Below are 18,409 nucleotides of genomic sequence, written 5' to 3'. Positions count from 1 at the left end.
AGCCCGCTCCCACAGGTGCCTCGGTGAACCAGTAAGCATTACCGCCGGGCGAAGGTATCCCCGCGAACCCCCGACACCTTGCGGCAATGCACCAGCGCGTCGCGGATCATGAAGTTCACCAGGGTCGGCGAGACGCCCAGTTCCTTGGCGATGTCCTTCTGCGGCACGCCGTGCAGCCGGTACATCTCGAAGGCATAGCGGGTGCGGCTGGGCAGTTCGGTCAGCGCGTCGGCGATGTGCTCCAGCGTGGAGAAGTTGATATGGGAGGTTTCTGGCGAAGCACCTTGGATCACCACGTTCAGCCCTTCCTCTTCCGGCCCCGAGTATCGCTGTTCCAGCGCCTGCTTGCGGTAGTGGTCGATCGCCAGGTTGCGCACGATCTGAAACAGATAACTGAGCTGCGCCTTGAACGAGGAGGTGATTTGTGGCGCCGATTGCAGCCGGAAAAAAGCGTCCTGCACCACATCTTCCGCGCGGGACCGACAGCCGGTAATGCGCGCCGCGATCTTGACCAGGATCAGTCGGTTATCGACGAACGCCTGGAGTAACGGTGAGTCGCACCTGCTTGTGGATACTTGTTCCGTCATGGAATTCACCTTGCTGCAAAAAGTTAGCGGGACGTCCGGATGCCGGACCCGTCCTACACATCGAGCGCCAAATTAGGCTTAATGATAATGATTGTCAATTGAGAAGAAGAATTATTGATGCAATAAAGTCCAGCCTCGGCACCGCGACCCATTGCCGCGGCGCCTGGCTGCCGGATGCTTCGCGGCAGGCCTTGGTGAGTCAGCTGCCCGACTAATTATTTGCCGCCGCTATCCGTTCCATGGGGGACAACTTGCAAGCCGAATTCAGGCAGGAACCCCCCATGACCGACGCGTTCGAACTCCCCAGCACCCTGGTTCATGCCCTCCAGCGCCGCGCCGCGCTGACGCCGGACCGGGTGGCCCTGCGCTTCCTTGCCGACACCCCCGGGCAGGGTGTGGTGTTGAGTTATCGCGACCTGGACCTGCGCGCCCGGACCATCGCCGGCGCCTTGCAGGCCGACGCGGCGCTGGGCGATCGCGTGGTGCTGCTGTTCCCCAGTGGCCCGGATTACGTCGCCGCGTTCTTTGGCTGTCTCTACGCCGGGGTGATTGCCGTGCCGGCCTATCCGCCGGAATCCACTCGTCGCCACCATCAGGAGCGACTGTTGTCGATCCTCAAGGACGCCGAACCGCGCCTGCTGCTCACCAGCAGCGACCTGCGCGAGCCGCTGCAAGCCATCGAATCGGCGCCACCGGTAGTGTGCGTCGATACCCTCGACCCGGCCCGCGCCGGACAATGGCGGATGCCGATGCTGCAGGACAATGACATTGCCTTCCTGCAATACACCTCCGGTTCCACTGCATTGCCCAAGGGCGTGCAGGTCAGCCACGGCAACCTGGTGGCCAACGAATTGCTGATCCGCCATGGCTTCGGCATCGACCTGAACCCCGACGATGTGATCGTCAGCTGGCTGCCGCTGTACCACGACATGGGCCTGATTGGCGGCCTGTTGCAGCCAGTGTTCAGTGGCGTTCCCTGTGTATTGATGTCCCCGGCTTATTTCCTGGCCCGCCCCCTGCGTTGGCTCGAAGCGATCAGCGAGTACGGCGGCACCATCAGCGGTGGTCCGGATTTCGCCTACCGGTTATGCAGCGAGCGGGTCAGTGATTCAGCCCTGCAGCGTCTCGACCTGAGCGGCTGGCGCGTGGCCTATTCCGGCTCCGAGCCGATCCGCCTCGACACCCTGGAGCGTTTTGCCGAGAAGTTCGCCCCGTGCGGCTTCACGCCCGGTAATTTCATGGCCTCCTACGGCCTGGCCGAAGCGACCTTGTTTGTCGCCGGCACGCCACGCCACCACGGCATTCCTTCGCTGCGGGTGGTTGATGCGGCGCTGGCGCAAAACCGGGTCGAGCCGGGGCAGGGCAGCGCGGTGATGAGTTGTGGTGTCAGTCAGCCCGGGCACGCGGTGCTGATCGTCGAGCCGGCGACGTTGCAGCCACTGGCCGACAATCAGGTCGGTGAGGTCTGGGCCGCCGGGCCGAGCATCGCGCTGGGTTATTGGCGCAACCCTGAAGCCAGCGCCAAGACTTTTGTCCAGCACGACGGCCGGACCTGGCTGCGCACCGGTGACCTGGGGTTCCTGCGCGGCGGCGAACTGTTCATCACCGGGCGCCTGAAAGACTTGCTGATCGTGCGCGGGCACAACCTTTATCCCCAGGACATCGAGCAAACCATCGAGCGTGAAGTGGAAGTGGTGCGCAAGGGCCGGGTGGCGGCGTTCGCAGTCAACGACGGCGGTGAGGAAGGCATCGGTATCGCCGCAGAAATCAGCCGCAGCGTGCAGAAAATCCTGCCGCCGGAAGCCCTGATCAACGTCATTCGCCAGGCGGTGGCCGAGGCCTGCCAGCAAGCCCCGAGCGTGGTGGTGCTGCTCAATCCCGGCGCGTTGCCCAAGACCTCCAGCGGCAAGTTGCAGCGCTCGGCCTGCGGCACCCGATTGGCCGACGGCAGCTTGGACAGTTATGCCCAGTTCCCCTCAGCCGAAGTAACCCCATCAACCGAAGTCACCGTGGCGGATGAGTCCGCGCAGTCCTGCCGATTGCAAACCCTCATCGGCCAGGTCTGGCGAGAGCAATTACAGGTCGAGCACGTCCAGGCTGATGATCATTTTTTCCTGCTGGGCGGTAACTCCATCGCCGCCACCCAGGTGATTGCGCGATTGAGTGAAACCCTCGGGCTGGCGCTCAACCTGCGCCTGCTGTTCGACGCCCCGACCCTGGCCGCGTTCGCGGCAGCGGTGGCGAACCAGCAGCAGGACGGCGGCCAGGCCCAGGGCGCGATCAGCGCGTTGCCGCGCCACGTGCCACTGCCGCAGTCCCTGGCGCAGAACCGTTTATGGATGACCTGGCAGCTTGACCCGACGAGCCGCGCCTACAACATTCCCGGTGGCTTGCACCTGCGCGGCGAGTTGGACGAAGACGCTTTGCGCGCCAGCTTCCAGCGACTGATCGAGCGTCATGAGTCCCTGCGCACTCGGTTCCTGGAACGCGATGGCGTGGCCCTGCAACAGGTCGATCCGGTCGGCGAGTTCGAGCTGCATGTCATCGACCTTGGCGACCTGCCTGCCGACTCGCGCGCAGACCGGGCGCGACAGGTTCGAGAAGACGAGGCGGCCACGCGGTTCGATCTGGAGACGGGACCGCTGCTGCGGGTCACCCTGTTGCGTCTCGACGAGGATGATCACCAACTGTTGGTGACACTGCACCACATCATCGCCGACGGCTGGTCGATGAATGTGTTGATCGAAGAATTCTCCCGACTGTACGCCGCGCTCTCCCAAGGTCAGGACGTTGCGCTGGCACCATTACCCTTGCAGTACGCCGACTACGGCAGTTGGCAACGCCAGTGGCTGGCCGAGGGCGAGGCCGAGCGTCAACTGAGCTATTGGAAGCAGCAACTGGGCGCTGAACATTCGGCCCTGATGTTGGGCACGGATCATCCACGCAGCGCTCAACGCCAACGCAGCGCCGCGCGGCACAGTTTGCGCCTGGACAAGGACCTCGGCGAAGCCCTGCGCCAAGTGGCCCAGACCCATGACGCGACGCCGTTCATGCTGTTGCTGGCCGCCTTCCAGGCGCTGTTGCAGCGTTACACCGGGCAATCCGACTTGCGCATCGGTGTACCCAACGCCAACCGTCCGCGCCTGGAAACCCAGGGGCTGATCGGCTTCTTCATCAACACCCAGGTCCTGCGTGGGCAGGTCGATTCCCGCCAACCGTTCGCCGCGCTGCTGGCCCAGGCCCGCGAAGCCACGCTGGGTGCCCAGGCTCACCAGGACCTGCCGTTCGAACAGTTGCTCGAAGCGTTTCCCGAGGCGCGCGAGCACGGCTTGTTCCAAGTGATGTTCAACCACCAGCAACGTGACCTGAGCGCCTTGCGACGCCTGCCGGGGCTGCTCGCCGAAGCGTTGCCGTGGCACAGCCGCGAAGCCAAGTTCGACCTGCAACTGCACAGCGAAGAAGATCGCAACGGTCGCTTGACCCTGTCGTTCGACTACGCCGACGAATTGTTCGAGGCGACGACCATCGCCCGCCTGGCGGAGCACTACTGCAACCTGTTGCGGGCGGTCTGTGCCGATCCGCAGCAAGCCATCGGTGACGTGCCGCTGTTGACCGCCGATGAGCACCGCCAACAGCAACAGTGGAGCGCGGCCCCGTGCGCGCCGGCCAGTCAATGGCTGCCGGAACTGTTGAACGAGCAGGCCCGCTGCACGCCGCAACGGATCGCGTTGCGCTGGGACGGTGGTCAACTCGATTATGCCGAGCTGCACGCCCAGGCCAATCGCCTGGCCCATTACCTGCGGGACAAGGGCGTTGGCCCGGATGTCTGCGTGGCGATTGCCGCCGAGCGCTCGCCGCTGTTGCTCATTGGTGTGCTGGCCATCATCAAGGCCGGCGGCGCCTATGTGCCGCTGGATGCGGACTACCCGGCCGACCGTCTGGCCTACATGCTTCAGGACAGTGGCGTCGATCTGTTGTTGACTCAAACCGCATTGCTGGAGCGTTTGCCGGCGTGCGACGGCGTCAGTGTGATCGCCATGGACGCCCTGCACCTGGAGCAATGGCCGAGCAACCCGCCGGGCCTGCACCTGCACGGCGATCACCTGGCCTACGTGATCTACACCTCCGGTTCCACCGGTCAGCCCAAAGGCGTCGGCAACACCCACGCGGCCCTGGCCGAGCGCCTGCAATGGATGCAGGCGACCTACGGGCTGGACGCCAGCGATGTGCTGATGCAAAAGGCCCCCATCAGTTTCGACGTGTCGGTCTGGGAATGCTTCTGGCCGCTGATCACTGGCAGCCAACTGGTGCTGGCTAGCCCCGGCGAACACCGTGACCCGCACCGCATCGCCCAGTTGGTGCAGCAGTTTGGCGTCACCACGCTGCACTTCGTGCCGCCGCTGCTCAGCCTGTTCATCGATGAACCCCTGAGTGCCCGCTGCACCAGCCTGCGCCGGCTGTTTTCCGGCGGCGAAGCCTTGCCGGCCGAGTTGCGCAACCGGGTGTTGGCGCAACTGCCGTCGGTACAGTTGCACAACCGCTACGGCCCGACCGAAACCGCGATCAACGTCACCCATTGGCAGTGCACCGAAGCCGATGGCGAGCGCTCGCCCATCGGCCGTCCCTTGGGCAACGTCTTGTGCCGGGTGCTCGACAGCGACCTCAATCCGGTGCCGGCCGGTGTCCCGGGCGAGCTGTGCATCGGCGGCCTGGGCCTGGCCCGGGGTTACCTCGGACGTCCGGGCCTGAGCGCCGAGCGTTTCGTCGCCGACCCCCTGGGCCCGGCCGGGGCGCGGTTGTACCGGACTGGCGACCGCGCCCGTTGGAGCGCCGACGGTGTGATTGAATACCTCGGCCGCCTCGACCAGCAGGTCAAGCTGCGCGGCTTCCGAGTCGAACCGCAGGAAATCGAAGCGCGCCTGCTGACCCAGGACGGCATCGCCCAAGTGGCGGTGCTGGTGCGCGACACTTCGGCCGGCCCGCAACTGATCGGCTATTACACCGCCCCGGATGTCGCTCAAGGTCAGGACGAGTTGAATAGTCGACTCAAGGCCGCCCTGGCCGCCGAGCTGCCGGACTACATGGTGCCCGCCCAACTGCTGCGCCTGGACGCCATGCCCCTGAGCCCGAGCGGCAAGCTCGACCGTCGCGCCTTGCCCGAGCCGCAATGGCAGGTGCGCGAGCACGTCGAGCCGGTCAGCGCCCTCGAACAGCAAATCGCCGGCATCTGGCGCGATGTGCTGGGACTGGTGCGTATCGGCCTGCGGGACGATTTCTTTGCCCTCGGCGGCCATTCGCTGCTGGCGACCCAGATCATTTCCCGCACTCGCCAGGCCTGTGACGTGGAACTGCCGTTGCGGGCGCTGTTCGAGGCCAGTGAATTGGGAGCCTTCGCCGAACAGGTGCGCTTGATCCAGGCCAGCGGCCAGACCAACCGCCAGCCAGCCATCGAGCAGGTCGACCGCAGTCAACCGGTGCCGCTGTCGTATTCCCAGCAGCGCATGTGGTTCCTCTGGCAAATGGAGCCGGACAGCCCGGCCTACAACGTCGGCGGCATGGCGCGCTTGCGCGGGGTACTGGATGTCGGGCGCTTCGAGGCGGCCTTGCAGGCATTGATCCTGCGTCACGAAACCCTGCGCACCACGTTCCCGAGCGTCGACGGCGTGGCCCGCCAACAGGTGCACAACGAGACGGGCCTGCGCATGGACTGGCAGGACTTCTCGACACTGGCCGCCGACACGCGCCAACAGCGGGTGCAGCAACTGGCGGACAGCGAGGCCCACCAGCCCTTCGACCTGGAAACCGGTCCGCTGCTGCGAGCCTGCCTGGTCAAGACCGCCGAGCATGAGCATTACTTTGTCCTGACGTTGCACCACATCGTCACCGAAGGCTGGGCGATGGACATTTTCGCCCGGGAACTGAGCGCGCTGTACGAAGCCTTTGTCGACGACCGCGAATCCCCGCTGGAACCGTTGCCGGTGCAATACCTCGACTACAGCGTCTGGCAGCGCCAGTGGCTGGAGTCCGGTGAGCGTCAGCGGCAGCTGGATTACTGGACCGCGCAACTGGGCCGCGAACACCCGCTGCTGGAGCTGCCCGGCGACCGCCCGCGTCCGTCCGTGCAAAGCCATCGTGGCGAACTGTTCCGTTTCGATCTGAGCGATGAACTGGCGGCGCGGGTCCGCGCCTTCAATGCGCAACAGGGCCTGACCCTGTTCATGACCATGACCGCCGCCCTGGCGGTGCTGCTTTACCGCTACAGCGGCCAGACCGACCTGCGCATCGGCGCGCCGGTGGCCAACCGTATCCGTCTGGAAAGCGAAGGGCTGATCGGTGCGTTCCTCAACACCCAAGTGCTGCGTTGCCAACTCGACGGGCAAATGTCGGTGGGCGAATTGTTCGAACAGGTCCGCCACACCGTCATCGAAGGCCAGTCCCATCAGGACTTGCCGTTCGATCATCTGGTGGAAGCCCTGCAACCACCGCGCAGTGCGGCCTACAACCCGCTGTTCCAAGTGATGTGCAACGTGCAGCGCTGGGAGTTCCAGCAGAGCCGCACGCTGGCCGGCATGAGCGTCGACTACCTGGTCAACGACGCCCGGGCCACCAAGTTCGACCTCAACCTGGAAGTCACGGATCTGGACCAGCGCCTGGGTTGCTGCCTGACCTACAGCACCGACCTGTTCGACGAGCCGCGCATCGCGCGCATGGCCGGGCACTGGCGTAACCTGCTGGAAGCGTTGCTGGTCGATCCGGCCCGCCGGTTGAGCGAGCTGCCGTTGCTGGAGGCTGGCGAGCAGCAACAATTGCTCGACAGCCTGGGCGTCGAGCCCGGTGAGCATCGCCTCGACCAATGCATCCACGGACTGTTCGACGAACAGGCCCGGGCGCGTCCCGATGCGCCGGCCCTGACCTTCGCCGGGCAGACCCTGACGTATGCGCAACTGGACAGCCGCGCCAATCGCCTGGCCTGGCACTTGCGCGAGCGAGGCGTCGGACCACAGGTGCGCGTCGGCCTGGCCCTGGAGCGTTCGCTGGAAATGGTCATCGGCCTGCTGGCGATCCTCAAGGCCGGCGGTGCCTACGTGCCGCTGGATCCGGAATACCCGCTGGATCGCCTGCACTACATGATCGAAGACAGCGGCATCAGCCTGTTGCTCAGCGATCGGGCGATGCTCCAGGCCCTTGATGCTTTGCCCGAGGGCGTGGGCTGCTGGTGCCTGGAAGACGACTCGGCGGCCTTGGCCCACTACCCGGACCACCCGCTGCCGTTGATCAACCTGCCGCAACACCAGGCGTACCTGATCTACACCTCCGGCTCCACCGGCAAGCCCAAGGGCGTGGTGGTGTCCCACGGTGAAATCGCCATGCATTGCCAGGCGGTGATCCAGCGCTTTGGCATGCGCCCGGACGATTGCGAGCTGCATTTCTATTCCATCAACTTCGACGCCGCCACCGAACGCCTGTTGGTGCCGTTGCTCAGTGGTGCCCAAGTAGTGCTGCGTGCCCAAGGCCAGTGGGACGCCGAGGAGATCTGCGAGCTGATTCGCCAGCATCGCATCAACATTCTCGGCTTCACCCCCAGCTATGGCAGTCAGTTGGCGCAGTGGTTGGCGACCCAAGGGCAGACCTTGCCGGTGCGCATGTGCATCACCGGCGGCGAAGCCCTGACCGGCGAGCATTTGCAGCGCATTCGCGCAGCGTTCAGCCCGAGCCTGTTCTTCAACGCCTACGGTCCGACCGAAACCGTGGTCATGCCGCTGGCGAGCCTGGCCCCCGAGCAATTGGAGGAGGGCGCGGCCAGTGTGCCGATTGGCAGCGTGGTTGGCGCCCGGGTGGCCTACATCCTCGACGCCGACCTCGCGTTGGTGCCACCAGGCGCCACGGGTGAGTTGTACGTCGGCGGTGCTGGCCTGGCCCAGGGTTATCACCAGCGTCCGGGCATGACCGCCGAGCGTTTTGTCGCCGACCCGTTCGCCCCCGAAGGCGGACGCTTGTATCGCACCGGCGACCTGGTGCGCCAGCGTGCCGACGGTCTGGTGGAGTATTTGGGACGGATCGACCATCAGGTGAAAATCCGTGGTTTCCGCATCGAACTGGGGGAAATCGAAACCCGCCTGCTGGAACATGAGGCGGTGCGCGAGGCCGTGGTCCTGGCTCTCGACCTGCCGGGCGGCACGCAACTGGCCGGCTACCTGGTGAGCGACATCGCCAGCCAGGACGGCGAGCAACAAGCGACCCTGCGCGACGCCTTGAAAAACCACCTCAAGGCCCAACTGCCGGACTACATGGTGCCCACGCACCTGATCCTGCTGGCGAGCATGCCGCTGACCGCCAACGGCAAGCTCGACCGCCGCGCCTTGCCGCTGCCCGATCCTGAACTCAATCGCCAACACTACGTGGCGCCGAGCAATGCCCTGGAGCAGACCCTGGCGGCGATCTGGTGCGACGTGCTGAACGTGACGCAGGTGGGCCTCAACGATAACTTCTTCGAACTGGGCGGCGATTCGATCCTGTCGATCCAGGTGGTCAGCCGCGCCCGGCAACAGGGCATTCATTTCACGCCCCGGGACTTGTTCCAGCACCAGACCGTACAGACCCTGTCCGCCGTCGCCACGCGCAGCCAGCAGGTGCACGCCGAACAGGGCCTGGTGCAGGGTGAGTCCGGGTTGACGCCGATCCAGCATTGGTTCTTCGACCGCCCGATGCCCAACCGGCATCACTGGAACCAGGCGTTGCTGCTGGAGCCGACCACGGCCCTGGACCCGCAACCACTGGAACAGGCCCTGCACGCGATCTTCCAGCACCACGATGCCTTGCGCCTGGTCTTTGGCGAAACCGCCGGGCACTGGCGCGCCGAGCACCAGCCGCTGTCTGACGCCGTGCTGTTGCAGCAGGTATCCGTGGACACCGCGCAAGCGTGCGAAGCGTTGTTTGCCCAGGCGCAGAGCCGTTTCAATCTAGCCACCGGGCCGCTGCTGCATGCCGTGTTGGCGCAAACGCCGGATGGCCGGCAACGGTTGCTGATTGTCATCCATCACCTGGTGGTGGACGGTGTGTCGTGGCGGGTGCTGATGGACGACCTGCAAACCGTCTACCGCCAGCTCGTCGCCGGGCAAGAGATGCAATTGCCGGCCAAGACCAGCCCGTTGCGCGACTGGGCCGCGCGTTTGCAGGCCTACGCCGGCAGCGAATCCCTGCGCGAAGAACTCGGTTGGTGGCAAGCGCAGTTGAGCGGTGCGCACGTCGCGCTGCCATGCACGAACCCCGAGGGGGGACGCCAGGAGCGTCACGCGCAAACCGTCAGCGTGCGCCTGGACGCCGAGCGCACTCGGCAGCTGCTGCAACAGGCGCCGAGCGTCTACCGCACCCAGGTCAATGACCTGCTGCTCACGGCGCTGGCTCGAGTGTTGTGCCGATGGAGCGGCCATGATTCGGCCCTGGTCCAGCTCGAAGGCCACGGCCGCGAAGCGCTGTTCGACGACCTCGACCTGACCCGCACCGTGGGTTGGTTCACCAGCGTCTACCCCGTGCGCCTGACTCCCGCGAGCGAAAGCGTCAGCGGCTCGATCAAGGCTATCAAGGAGCAACTGCGTGCGGTGCCCCACAAGGGCCTCGGTTATGGTGTGCTGCGCTACCTGGCGGACGCGGCGACTCGCGAGGCGATGGCCGGCCTGTCGCACGCGGCGATCACCTTCAACTACCTGGGCCAGCTCGACCAGACCTTGGGCCAGGAGGCGTTGTTCCAGCCGCTGGATGCGCCGCTGGGGGCGATCCATGATCCCGCCGCGCCGCTGCCCAATGAGCTGAGCGTCGACAGCCAGGTCAGCGGCGGCGAGTTGGTGTTGCGTTGGACCTTCAGTGCCGAACGTCATGAGCGCGAGACCATTGCTACGCTGGCCGAGGCCTACCTCGATGAGTTGCAACGCCTGATCGAACACTGCCTGACGGACGAGGCGGGCGGCCTGACGCCTTCGGACTTCCCCCTGGCGAAGCTGACCCAGGGCCAGCTCGACAGCCTGCCTGTGCCGGCCGCGCAGATCGAAGATGTCTATCCGCTGACGCCCATGCAGGAAGGCATGCTGCTGCATACCTTGCTGGAGCCGGGCACTGGCCTGTACTACATGCAGGATCGCTACCGCATCAACAGCGAACTGGACCCGCAGCGCTTCGCCCAGGCCTGGCAGGCGGTCATCGCTCGCCACGAAGCCTTGCGAGCCTCGTTCTGCTGGAACGTTGGCGAAGACATGCTGCAAATCATCCACAAGCCCGGCCGCACGCCAGTGGACTATCTCGACTGGTCCGAGGTGGCCGAAGACGCCCAGGAAGCCAAGCTCCAGGCCTTGCTCAAGGATGAGCGCGAGGCCGGTTTCGATCTGTTGAACCAGGCCCCGTTCCACTTGCGGTTGATCCGGGTCGGCGCGGCACGCTACTGGTTCATGATGAGCAATCACCACATCCTCATCGATGCCTGGTGCCGTTCGCTGCTGATGGACGATTTTTTCGAGGTCTACACCGCCCTGGGCGAACAGCGCGAACCGCGGTTGGCCGTGCCGCCGCGCTATCGCGACTACATCGGCTGGCTGCAGCACCAGAGCCTGGACGAAGCCCGGCAGTGGTGGAAGGACAACCTGCAAGGTTTCGAGCGGACCACGCCGATCCCTGGCGACCGGCCGTTCCTGCGCGAGCACGCCGGTGACAGCGGCGGCATGATCGTCGGCGACTGCTACACCCGCCTCGACGTTCGGGACGGTGCGCGGCTGCGGGAGCTGGCCCAGGCCCATCAACTGACGGTCAACACCTTCGCCCAGGCGGCGTGGGCCCTGGTACTGCGCCGGGTCAGCGGCGACCGCGACGTGTTGTTCGGTGTCACCGTGGCCGGGCGCCCGGTGGAGTTGCCGCAGATGCAACGCACCGTGGGGCTGTTCATCAACAGCATCGCCTTGCGCGTGCAGATGACCGAGGTTCATCAGCGCTGCAGCGTGCGCCAGTGGCTCAGCGATTTGCTGGACCGCAACATGCAACTGCGCGAGTACGAATACCTGCCGTTGGTGAGCATCCAGGAAGTCAGCGAACTGCCCAAGGGCCAGCCGCTGTTCGACAGCTTGTTCGTGTTCGAGAACGCGCCGGTGGAAGTCTCGGTGCTGGATCGCGCCCAAAGCCTCAACGCCACTTCAGACTCGGGTCGTACCCACACCAACTTCCCGCTGACGGCGGTCTGCTACCCGGGAGACGACCTGGGGCTGCACCTTTCGTACGACCAGCGCTACTTCGATGAAAGCACCGTCCAAGGCCTGCTGGGCGAGTTCAAGCGGCTGCTGCTGGCGCTGATGGAGGGCTTGCACGGCGATATGAGCGAGCTGCCGCTGATCGGTGTCGAAGAACAGGATTTCCTGATCGAAGGCTGCAACCGGAGCGAGCATGCTTATCCGCTGGAGCAGAGCTACGTCGAGTTGTTCGAGGCGCGGGTCGCGGCCCATCCGCAACGCCTTGCGGTCAGTTGCCTGGACGCGACCTACAGCTACGCCGAGTTGAATGCCCGCAGCAACCGCCTCGGTCACGCCCTGATTGCGGCCGGTGTCGGTCTGGATCAGCCGGTGGCGCTGCTGGCCGAACGAGATGCCGAGTTGCTGGGCATGATCATCGGCAGCTTCAAGGCCGGTGCCGGTTACCTGCCGCTGGATCCCGGCCTGCCAAGCCAGCGCCTGAGCCGCATCATCGAATTGAGCCGCACGCCGTTGCTGGTCTGCACCCAGGCCTGCCAGGCCCAGGCACAGGCCTTGTTGGATGAGTTCGCCTGCTCCGGGCGGCCGAAGCTGCTGGTGTGGGAAAGCGTCCAGGCCGGCGACTTTTCCCCGCAAAACCCTGGCGTCTACAGCGGGCCGGACAACCTCGCCTACGTGATCTACACCTCCGGCTCCACCGGCCTGCCCAAAGGCGTGATGGTGGAGCAACGGGGCATGCTCAACAACCAACTGAGCAAAGTGCCGTACCTGGCGCTGAGCGAGGCGGATGTGATCGCCCAGACGGCTTCCCAGAGCTTCGATATTTCGGTCTGGCAGTTCCTTGCCGCGCCGTTGTTCGGCGCCCGGGTCGACGTAGTGCCCAACGCCATCGCCCACGATCCGCAAGGGCTGCTAGGGCATGTGCAACAGCAGGGCATTACCGTGCTGGAAAGCGTGCCGTCGCTGATCCAGGGCATGCTCGCCCAGGAACGCATCAGTCTGGACGGCCTGCGCTGGATGCTGCCCACCGGCGAAGCGATGCCGCCGGAACTGGCTCACCAGTGGTTGTTGCGCTACCCGGACATCGGCCTGGTCAACGCCTACGGCCCGGCGGAATGCTCCGACGACGTAGCGTTCTTCCGCGTCGATCAGGCGTCGACCCGTGGCACTTACTTGCCGATTGGCACGCCCACCGACAACAACCGTTTGTATTTGCTCGACGGCGCGCTGGACCTGGTGCCGCTGGGCGCGGTGGGCGAGTTGTGCGTGGCGGGCACCGGGGTCGGGCGTGGTTATGTCAGCGATCCGTTGCGCACTGCCCCGGTGTTCGTGCCGAACCCGTTCGGGGCGCCGGGGGAACGGCTGTACCGCACCGGCGACTTGGCGCGGCGGCGCAGCGACGGGGTCTTGGAATACGTCGGGCGCATCGACCATCAGGTGAAGATCCGCGGCTACCGCATCGAGCTGGGGGAAATCGAGGCTCGGTTGCATGAACAGCCGGAAGTGCGCGATGGCGCGGTGGGCGTGCAGGATGGGGCCAATGGCAAACATCTGGTGGGCTACCTCGTGGCCACCGACTCGGCGCTGAAACCCGCCGAACGCCTGGAGCGTATCAAGCAGCGCCTGCGGACCGAACTGCCCGAATACATGGTGCCGCTGCACTGGCTGTGGCTCGACCGCCTGCCCCTCAACGCCAACGGCAAACTGGACCGCAAGGCCTTGCCTGCCCTTGAGATCGGCCAGTTGCACAGCCAGGACTACCGGGCCCCCGGCAATGAGCTGGAACAGACCCTGGCCGACATCTGGGCCCAGGTGCTGAAAGTCGAGCGGGTAGGGGTGAAGGACAACTTCTTCGAACTGGGCGGCCATTCCTTGCTGGCGACGCAAATCGCCTCACGGGTGCAAAAGGCCCTGCAACGCAATGTGCCACTGCGGGCAATGTTCGAGTGCAGCACGGTGCAGGAACTGGCCGAGTACATCGATGGGCTGGCGGCAAGCGAGATCACTGAGGAGAAGGTGGATCGGTTGAATGACCTGATGGCGGAGTTGGAGGGGTTGTAGTTTTGCGGTGTCTGTAGTGGCCTCATCGCGGGCAAGCCTTGCTCCCACAGGAATCGGCTGCGAACAGATTATCTGTGTTCGAGCTTCAACCCTGTGGGAGCAAGGCTTGCCCGCGATGGCATTGCCCGGACATTGCCAAGCCCAAGGTTGACGCCTCGCGCCTGGCGGCTCAGTCTCCCCAGGGCTTTTTTCCAGATTCAAACAAGGAGGTCACCGATGCCGTTTGCAATGATCGACGGACAACCGCTCCATTACCTGGACCAGGGTCAAGGCCCGGTGGTGCTGCTGGGCAGCAGCTATCTGTGGGACCACAGCATGTGGGCGCCGCAGATTGACGTTTTGTCGAAGCACTACCGGGTGATCGTTCCGGAATTATGGGGCCACGGCCAGTCCGGACGCTTGCCAGAAGGCATGTCCTCCCTGGACGACCTGGCCCGCCAGACGCTGGCATTGATGGATCACCTGAATATCGACTGCTTCAACCTGGTCGGGCTTTCAGTGGGCGGGATGTGGGGCGCGCGGCTGGCACTGGCGGCGCCCGAGCGTGTGCAGTCGCTGGTATTGATGGACACCTACGTCGGCGTTGAGCCGGAGCCGACCCGGCTTTACTACTTCTCGCTGTTCGACAAGATCGAAGCCAGCGGCAGTATTCCCGAGCCGTTGCTGGATATCATCGTGCCGATTTTCTTCCGGCCGGGTATCGATCCGCAGTCAGCCCTCTACCGGCAGTTCCGCGCCACCTTGGCCGCGTTGCCGAGCGAGCGCCTGCGCGACAGCGTCGTGCCGCTGGGACGGATCATTTTTGGCCGGGACGACATCCTGCCGCGCCTGCATGAACTGGATGCCAAGCGCACGCTGGTGATGTGCGGCGACCAGGACAAGCCGCGTCCACCGTCCGAGGCGTTGGAAATGGCCGAGCTGATTGGCTGTTCCCATGTGCTGATTCCCGAGGCTGGACATATTTCCAACCTGGAGAATCCGGAATTCGTGAGCGAGGCGTTGCTGGAGTTCCTGGCGCGCAAGCACTGACTGTTGGCTAACCGTGGCGAGGGAGCTTGCTCCCGCTGGGCTGCACAGCAGCCCCAAAAAAACCAATGCGGTGAATCTGACGAACCACAGCAGGAGATCCAAGGGCTGCTTCGCACCCCAGCGGGAGCAAGCTCCCTCGCCACAAGAGCCGTTTTGGACTTTGGACTACTTCGGCCCGAGAATCTTCACCAGCTTGTCCGGCGACGGCGCGCCTTGCTGCTGTTGCAGGTCGCCTTTTTCATCCAGGTAGAAAATCGCCGGGGTGGCGGACAGTTCCAGTTCGTCCATCAACTGCTGGTTGGCGTCCAGTTTGGCCTGGATGGCGGGTGGGATGTCCTTGAGCGGTTTGAGCGGGCTGCCCTTGCCGGCCTTTTCATGCTCGGCCAGGGTTTTTTCCGGGTCCTTGGCGGCCAGCAAGGCAGCGGATTTACCCGGGCTGTCTTCGCGGATGATGCCCACCATGATGTGGCGCAACTGCACCTTGCCAGCCTTGACCCAAGGCCGGGCCTGTTCCCAGAACATGTTGCAGTACGGGCAGTTCGGGTCGCTGAACAGGTACACCGTGCGCGGTGCGTCCTTGTTGCCGTCGGCGATCCAGTTGCTGGCTTCCATCTTTGCCCAGATTTCCTTGGCCATCGGGGCGTAGACCAGTTTTTGCAGCGGTTCGGCGCTCAAGTCCTTGCCGTCGGCGTCGTACAGGTTGCCCAGCAGGACGTGCTGACCGTCCGGGGTCAGGTACAGCGCCATCCCGCGGTTCTGGTATTGCGCCGCGTAACCGCGCAACCCGTCCGGGGCCTCGAAGGTGCCGACGATTTTCGCGCCCTTGGCTTCGATCTTCTTGATGGCCGCAGGCAACTCTTCGGCCTGGAGCAGCGGTGACTGCAACAGTGCGGCGGCAACGGCCAGGGTCAGCAGGTGGCGGAGGCGGGGCATGGCGGTTTCCTTGTGGCGGAGTGGGGCGTCGTAGGCGAGTCGGGCGTTTCGAAGTGTTCCAGGGCGCGGGCCAGGCTCGCTTCCGACAGTTCGCCCAGGTGGCTGCCCAGCAGGCGGCCGTCGGCGCTGTAGAACAGGGTAGTTGGCAGGGCCATGGAACCCACGGCCTGGCCGAGGCGGCCGCTGCCATCGAACAGAACATTGGTCAGGCTCAGGCCTTGGGTGGCCAGGTAGGTACTGACGCTTTGCATGCTTTCGGCCTGGTTGACGAACAGGAAGGTCAGGTCCGGGCGCTGTTGCTGGGCTTCTTCCAGCACCGGCATTTCTCTTCGGCAAGGCGGGCACCAGGTGGCCCACAGGTTGATCACCAGAGGGCCGCCCTGGTAGTCGGTGAGCTTCACGGTCTCGCCGTCGGCGGTGCGCAGGTTTATCTCGGGCAGCCGGGTGCCTTGTTCATAAATCGTCAACGACATGGTCGCCACCAGCCAGAACAGCAAGCCACTGCCGACACCGAAGCCCAGCGGTCGGCGCAAGGCCGGGCGCCGCCGGGCCCACAGCAAGGCGCCGACCAGCAGCGCGACAATGCCCGGCCAGGCCAGGAAGCCGCCGTCACGCAGGTCGACGATCTGCCACGGGTCGTCCCGGTAATGTTGCCAATAGGCGACAACAAAACCGACCCGTGCGGCCAAAAGGCCCAGCACGAACAGCACGAATAGCACCGACTCGGGGTTCTCGCCCCCGCGCTTGGCCACCCGCCAGCCGACGAAGGTCGCCAGGGCCAGGGCGCTGATCAACAACAAATGATTGAGGGCGATGGCAAAGGTGCCCAGGGTGAACGTCAGCATCAGCGTGCGTCTCGGGTGAGGTTCCAGCGCTCCAGGAAGGCCTTGGCGTCGACTTCCCCGGTGATCCGCTGGCTGCGGCGCTCTTCACCGTCGGCACCAATCCACAGCAGGCTCGGCGGCCCAGGCACTTGGTAACGGCTCAGCAACTCGCGGCTGGCGGGGCTGTCGGCGGTGACGTCGAGGCGCAAGAGGCGTACACCGTTCAGGGCGTTGAGCACCTCGGCGCGGCCGAATACCTGCTTTTCCATGATCTTGCAGGACACGCACCAGTCGGCGTAGTAGTCCAGCAGCACCCATTGGCCCTGGACCTTGGCGGCGTCCAGTTCCCGTTGCAGGGCGGCGGGCTCGCTGACGGTGACGAATGCGTCGTGGGCACTGACGTTCGCACTGCCCTCGCTGGCGGCGTACACCCTCAGGGGCTGGAAGAAATCATCGCCACCGCCCGCTGCGCCAATCACCAGCAGGCTGCCCCACAGGCCGAACAGCAACGAGGCGCTGCCGCAGACATAGGCGATGCGACCGAACCCTTCGGTCTGGCGCCAGGCGCTGTAGGCGGCGATCAACAACAGCACGCCCCACAGGCCGACCCACAGCGAGCCGTCGATGATCGGGCGAATCATCAGCAGCGCGGTGCCGAGGAACAGGAAGCCGAACACACCCTTGAGCAGGTTCATCCAGGCGCCGGGCTTGGGCAGGAAGCGGTTGCCCACGGTCACCAGCAGCAACAACGGCAGGCCCATGCCAATGCCCATGGTGAACAGGATCAGCCCACCGTGCAACGCATTGCCGCTCTGGGCGATATACAGCAGCGCACCGGCCAGCGGGGCGGTCATGCATGGGCCCACCAGCAGGCCCGACAGGGCGCCGAGCACGCCGGCGCCTACCAGGCTGCCACCGCGCCGCTGGCGCCCGGCGTTTTCCAGGCGATCGCGCAGGGCGGCCGGCAATTGCAATTCGAAGAAACCGAACATCGGCAGCGCCAGCAACACGAAGATGGCCGCGAAGCTGCCCAGCAGCCACGGTTGTTGTAGCAACGCTTGAAGGTTGGCCCCCAGCAGTGCGGCGAGCACGCCCATGGCGGCGTACACCAGGGCCATGCTGATCACGTAGCTGCCGGCCAGCGCCAGGCCACGTCTCGGTCCGGCACCGCTGCCCACCACCAGCCCGGCCAGGATCGGCAGCATCGGCAGCGAACAGGGCGTGAACGCCAGCAGCAGGCCCAGGCCGAAGAACACCAGCAGGCTCCAGCCCAAGGCCCGTTGCTGCAGGCCGCTGGCCAGGGCCTGGTCCGGCGCCTCGTCGGTGGTCGCCGCCGGTGCGCTGCCGCCCAAGTCGACGACTTGGGTCTGGGGTGGGTAGCACAGGCCAGCGTCGGCACAGCCCTGGAAGCCCACCTTGATCTTGCCCGTGGCGCCGGCGGGTATCTTCAGTTCCAGCGCCTGGCGATAGACTTGCTGGTCGCCGAAAAACTCGTCGCTGTGGGCTTCACCCTCAGGCAGCTTGGGTTTTTGCGCCTCGGCCAGGCCATCGAACTTGAGCCGTTGCTGATAGAGGTAGTACCCATCGGCGATCTGCCAGAACAGCTGGGTTTCACCGGAGTCCAGGCGTTCGGAGGTGAACACGAACGCCTTTTCCACCGGCAGGAAATCGGGTTTGGTTTCGAAGGGATTGGCGGCCTGGGCCAGGCCCGAGATCAGGAACAGCCACAAAAAAAACAATCGACGCATGG

6 protein-coding genes are annotated in these 18,409 nt (G+C 65.0%); 2 read left to right on the top strand and 4 right to left on the bottom strand.

Annotated elements, in window-relative coordinates; all coding sequences use genetic code 11:
• Positions 1-38: 38 nt before the first annotated feature.
• Entirely contained in the window at positions 39-587 is a 549-nt protein-coding gene (locus M1D99_RS21020; RefSeq protein WP_092327046.1) for an RNA polymerase factor sigma-70, read from the bottom strand.
• A 281-nt stretch (positions 588-868) separates the two neighbouring features.
• Here M1D99_RS21020 and M1D99_RS21015 point away from each other — a divergent pair, with 281 nt between their 5' ends.
• Positions 869-13,873, top strand: a complete 13,005-nt coding sequence (locus M1D99_RS21015; RefSeq protein ID WP_458130728.1) for a non-ribosomal peptide synthetase — start codon at positions 869-871, stop codon at positions 13,871-13,873.
• 216 nt (positions 13,874-14,089) lie between these two features.
• Entirely contained in the window at positions 14,090-14,902 is an 813-nt protein-coding gene (locus M1D99_RS21010) for an alpha/beta fold hydrolase (RefSeq protein WP_434571489.1), read from the top strand.
• Between the two features lie 165 nt (positions 14,903-15,067).
• Here M1D99_RS21010 and dsbG read toward each other — a convergent pair whose 3' ends face one another.
• From dsbG to dsbD, 3 genes are read right to left on the bottom strand one after another with little or no spacing between them, the layout of a single operon-like run.
• Positions 15,068-15,835 carry a thiol:disulfide interchange protein DsbG gene (gene dsbG / locus M1D99_RS21005; protein WP_186705317.1) on the bottom strand — a complete coding sequence of 256 codons (768 nt, stop codon included), beginning with the start codon at positions 15,833-15,835 and terminating at the stop codon, positions 15,068-15,070.
• A complete protein-coding gene (locus tag M1D99_RS21000; RefSeq protein ID WP_186705316.1) occupies positions 15,811-16,680 on the bottom strand; it encodes a TlpA family protein disulfide reductase in 870 nt (289 codons plus the stop codon). The genes dsbG and M1D99_RS21000 overlap by 25 nt, the downstream gene beginning before the upstream one ends.
• Complete coding sequence (gene dsbD, locus M1D99_RS20995) at positions 16,680-18,407, bottom strand: protein-disulfide reductase DsbD (protein WP_458130727.1); 1,728 nt, start codon at positions 18,405-18,407, stop codon at positions 16,680-16,682. The genes M1D99_RS21000 and dsbD overlap by 1 nt, the downstream gene beginning before the upstream one ends.
• Between the last annotated feature and the right edge of the window lie 2 nt (positions 18,408-18,409).

The sequence above is a fragment of the Pseudomonas sp. R3-41 genome, assembly GCF_054161485.1.
This window is presented reverse-complemented; position numbering and strand designations above follow the sequence as displayed.

What these genes read in the sequence shown, in the direction of transcription:
- M1D99_RS21020 (WP_092327046.1), bottom strand. Translation starts at nt 587, where the DNA reads ATGACGGAACAAGTATCCACAAGCAGGTGCGACTCACCGTTACTCCAG.
- M1D99_RS21015 (WP_458130728.1), top strand. Translation starts at nt 869, where the DNA reads ATGACCGACGCGTTCGAACTCCCCAGCACCCTGGTTCATGCCCTCCAG.
- M1D99_RS21010 (WP_434571489.1), top strand. Translation starts at nt 14,090, where the DNA reads ATGCCGTTTGCAATGATCGACGGACAACCGCTCCATTACCTGGACCAG.
- dsbG (WP_186705317.1), bottom strand. Translation starts at nt 15,835, where the DNA reads ATGCCCCGCCTCCGCCACCTGCTGACCCTGGCCGTTGCCGCCGCACTG.
- M1D99_RS21000 (WP_186705316.1), bottom strand. Translation starts at nt 16,680, where the DNA reads ATGCTGACGTTCACCCTGGGCACCTTTGCCATCGCCCTCAATCATTTG.
- dsbD (WP_458130727.1), bottom strand. Translation starts at nt 18,407, where the DNA reads ATGCGTCGATTGTTTTTTTTGTGGCTGTTCCTGATCTCGGGCCTGGCC.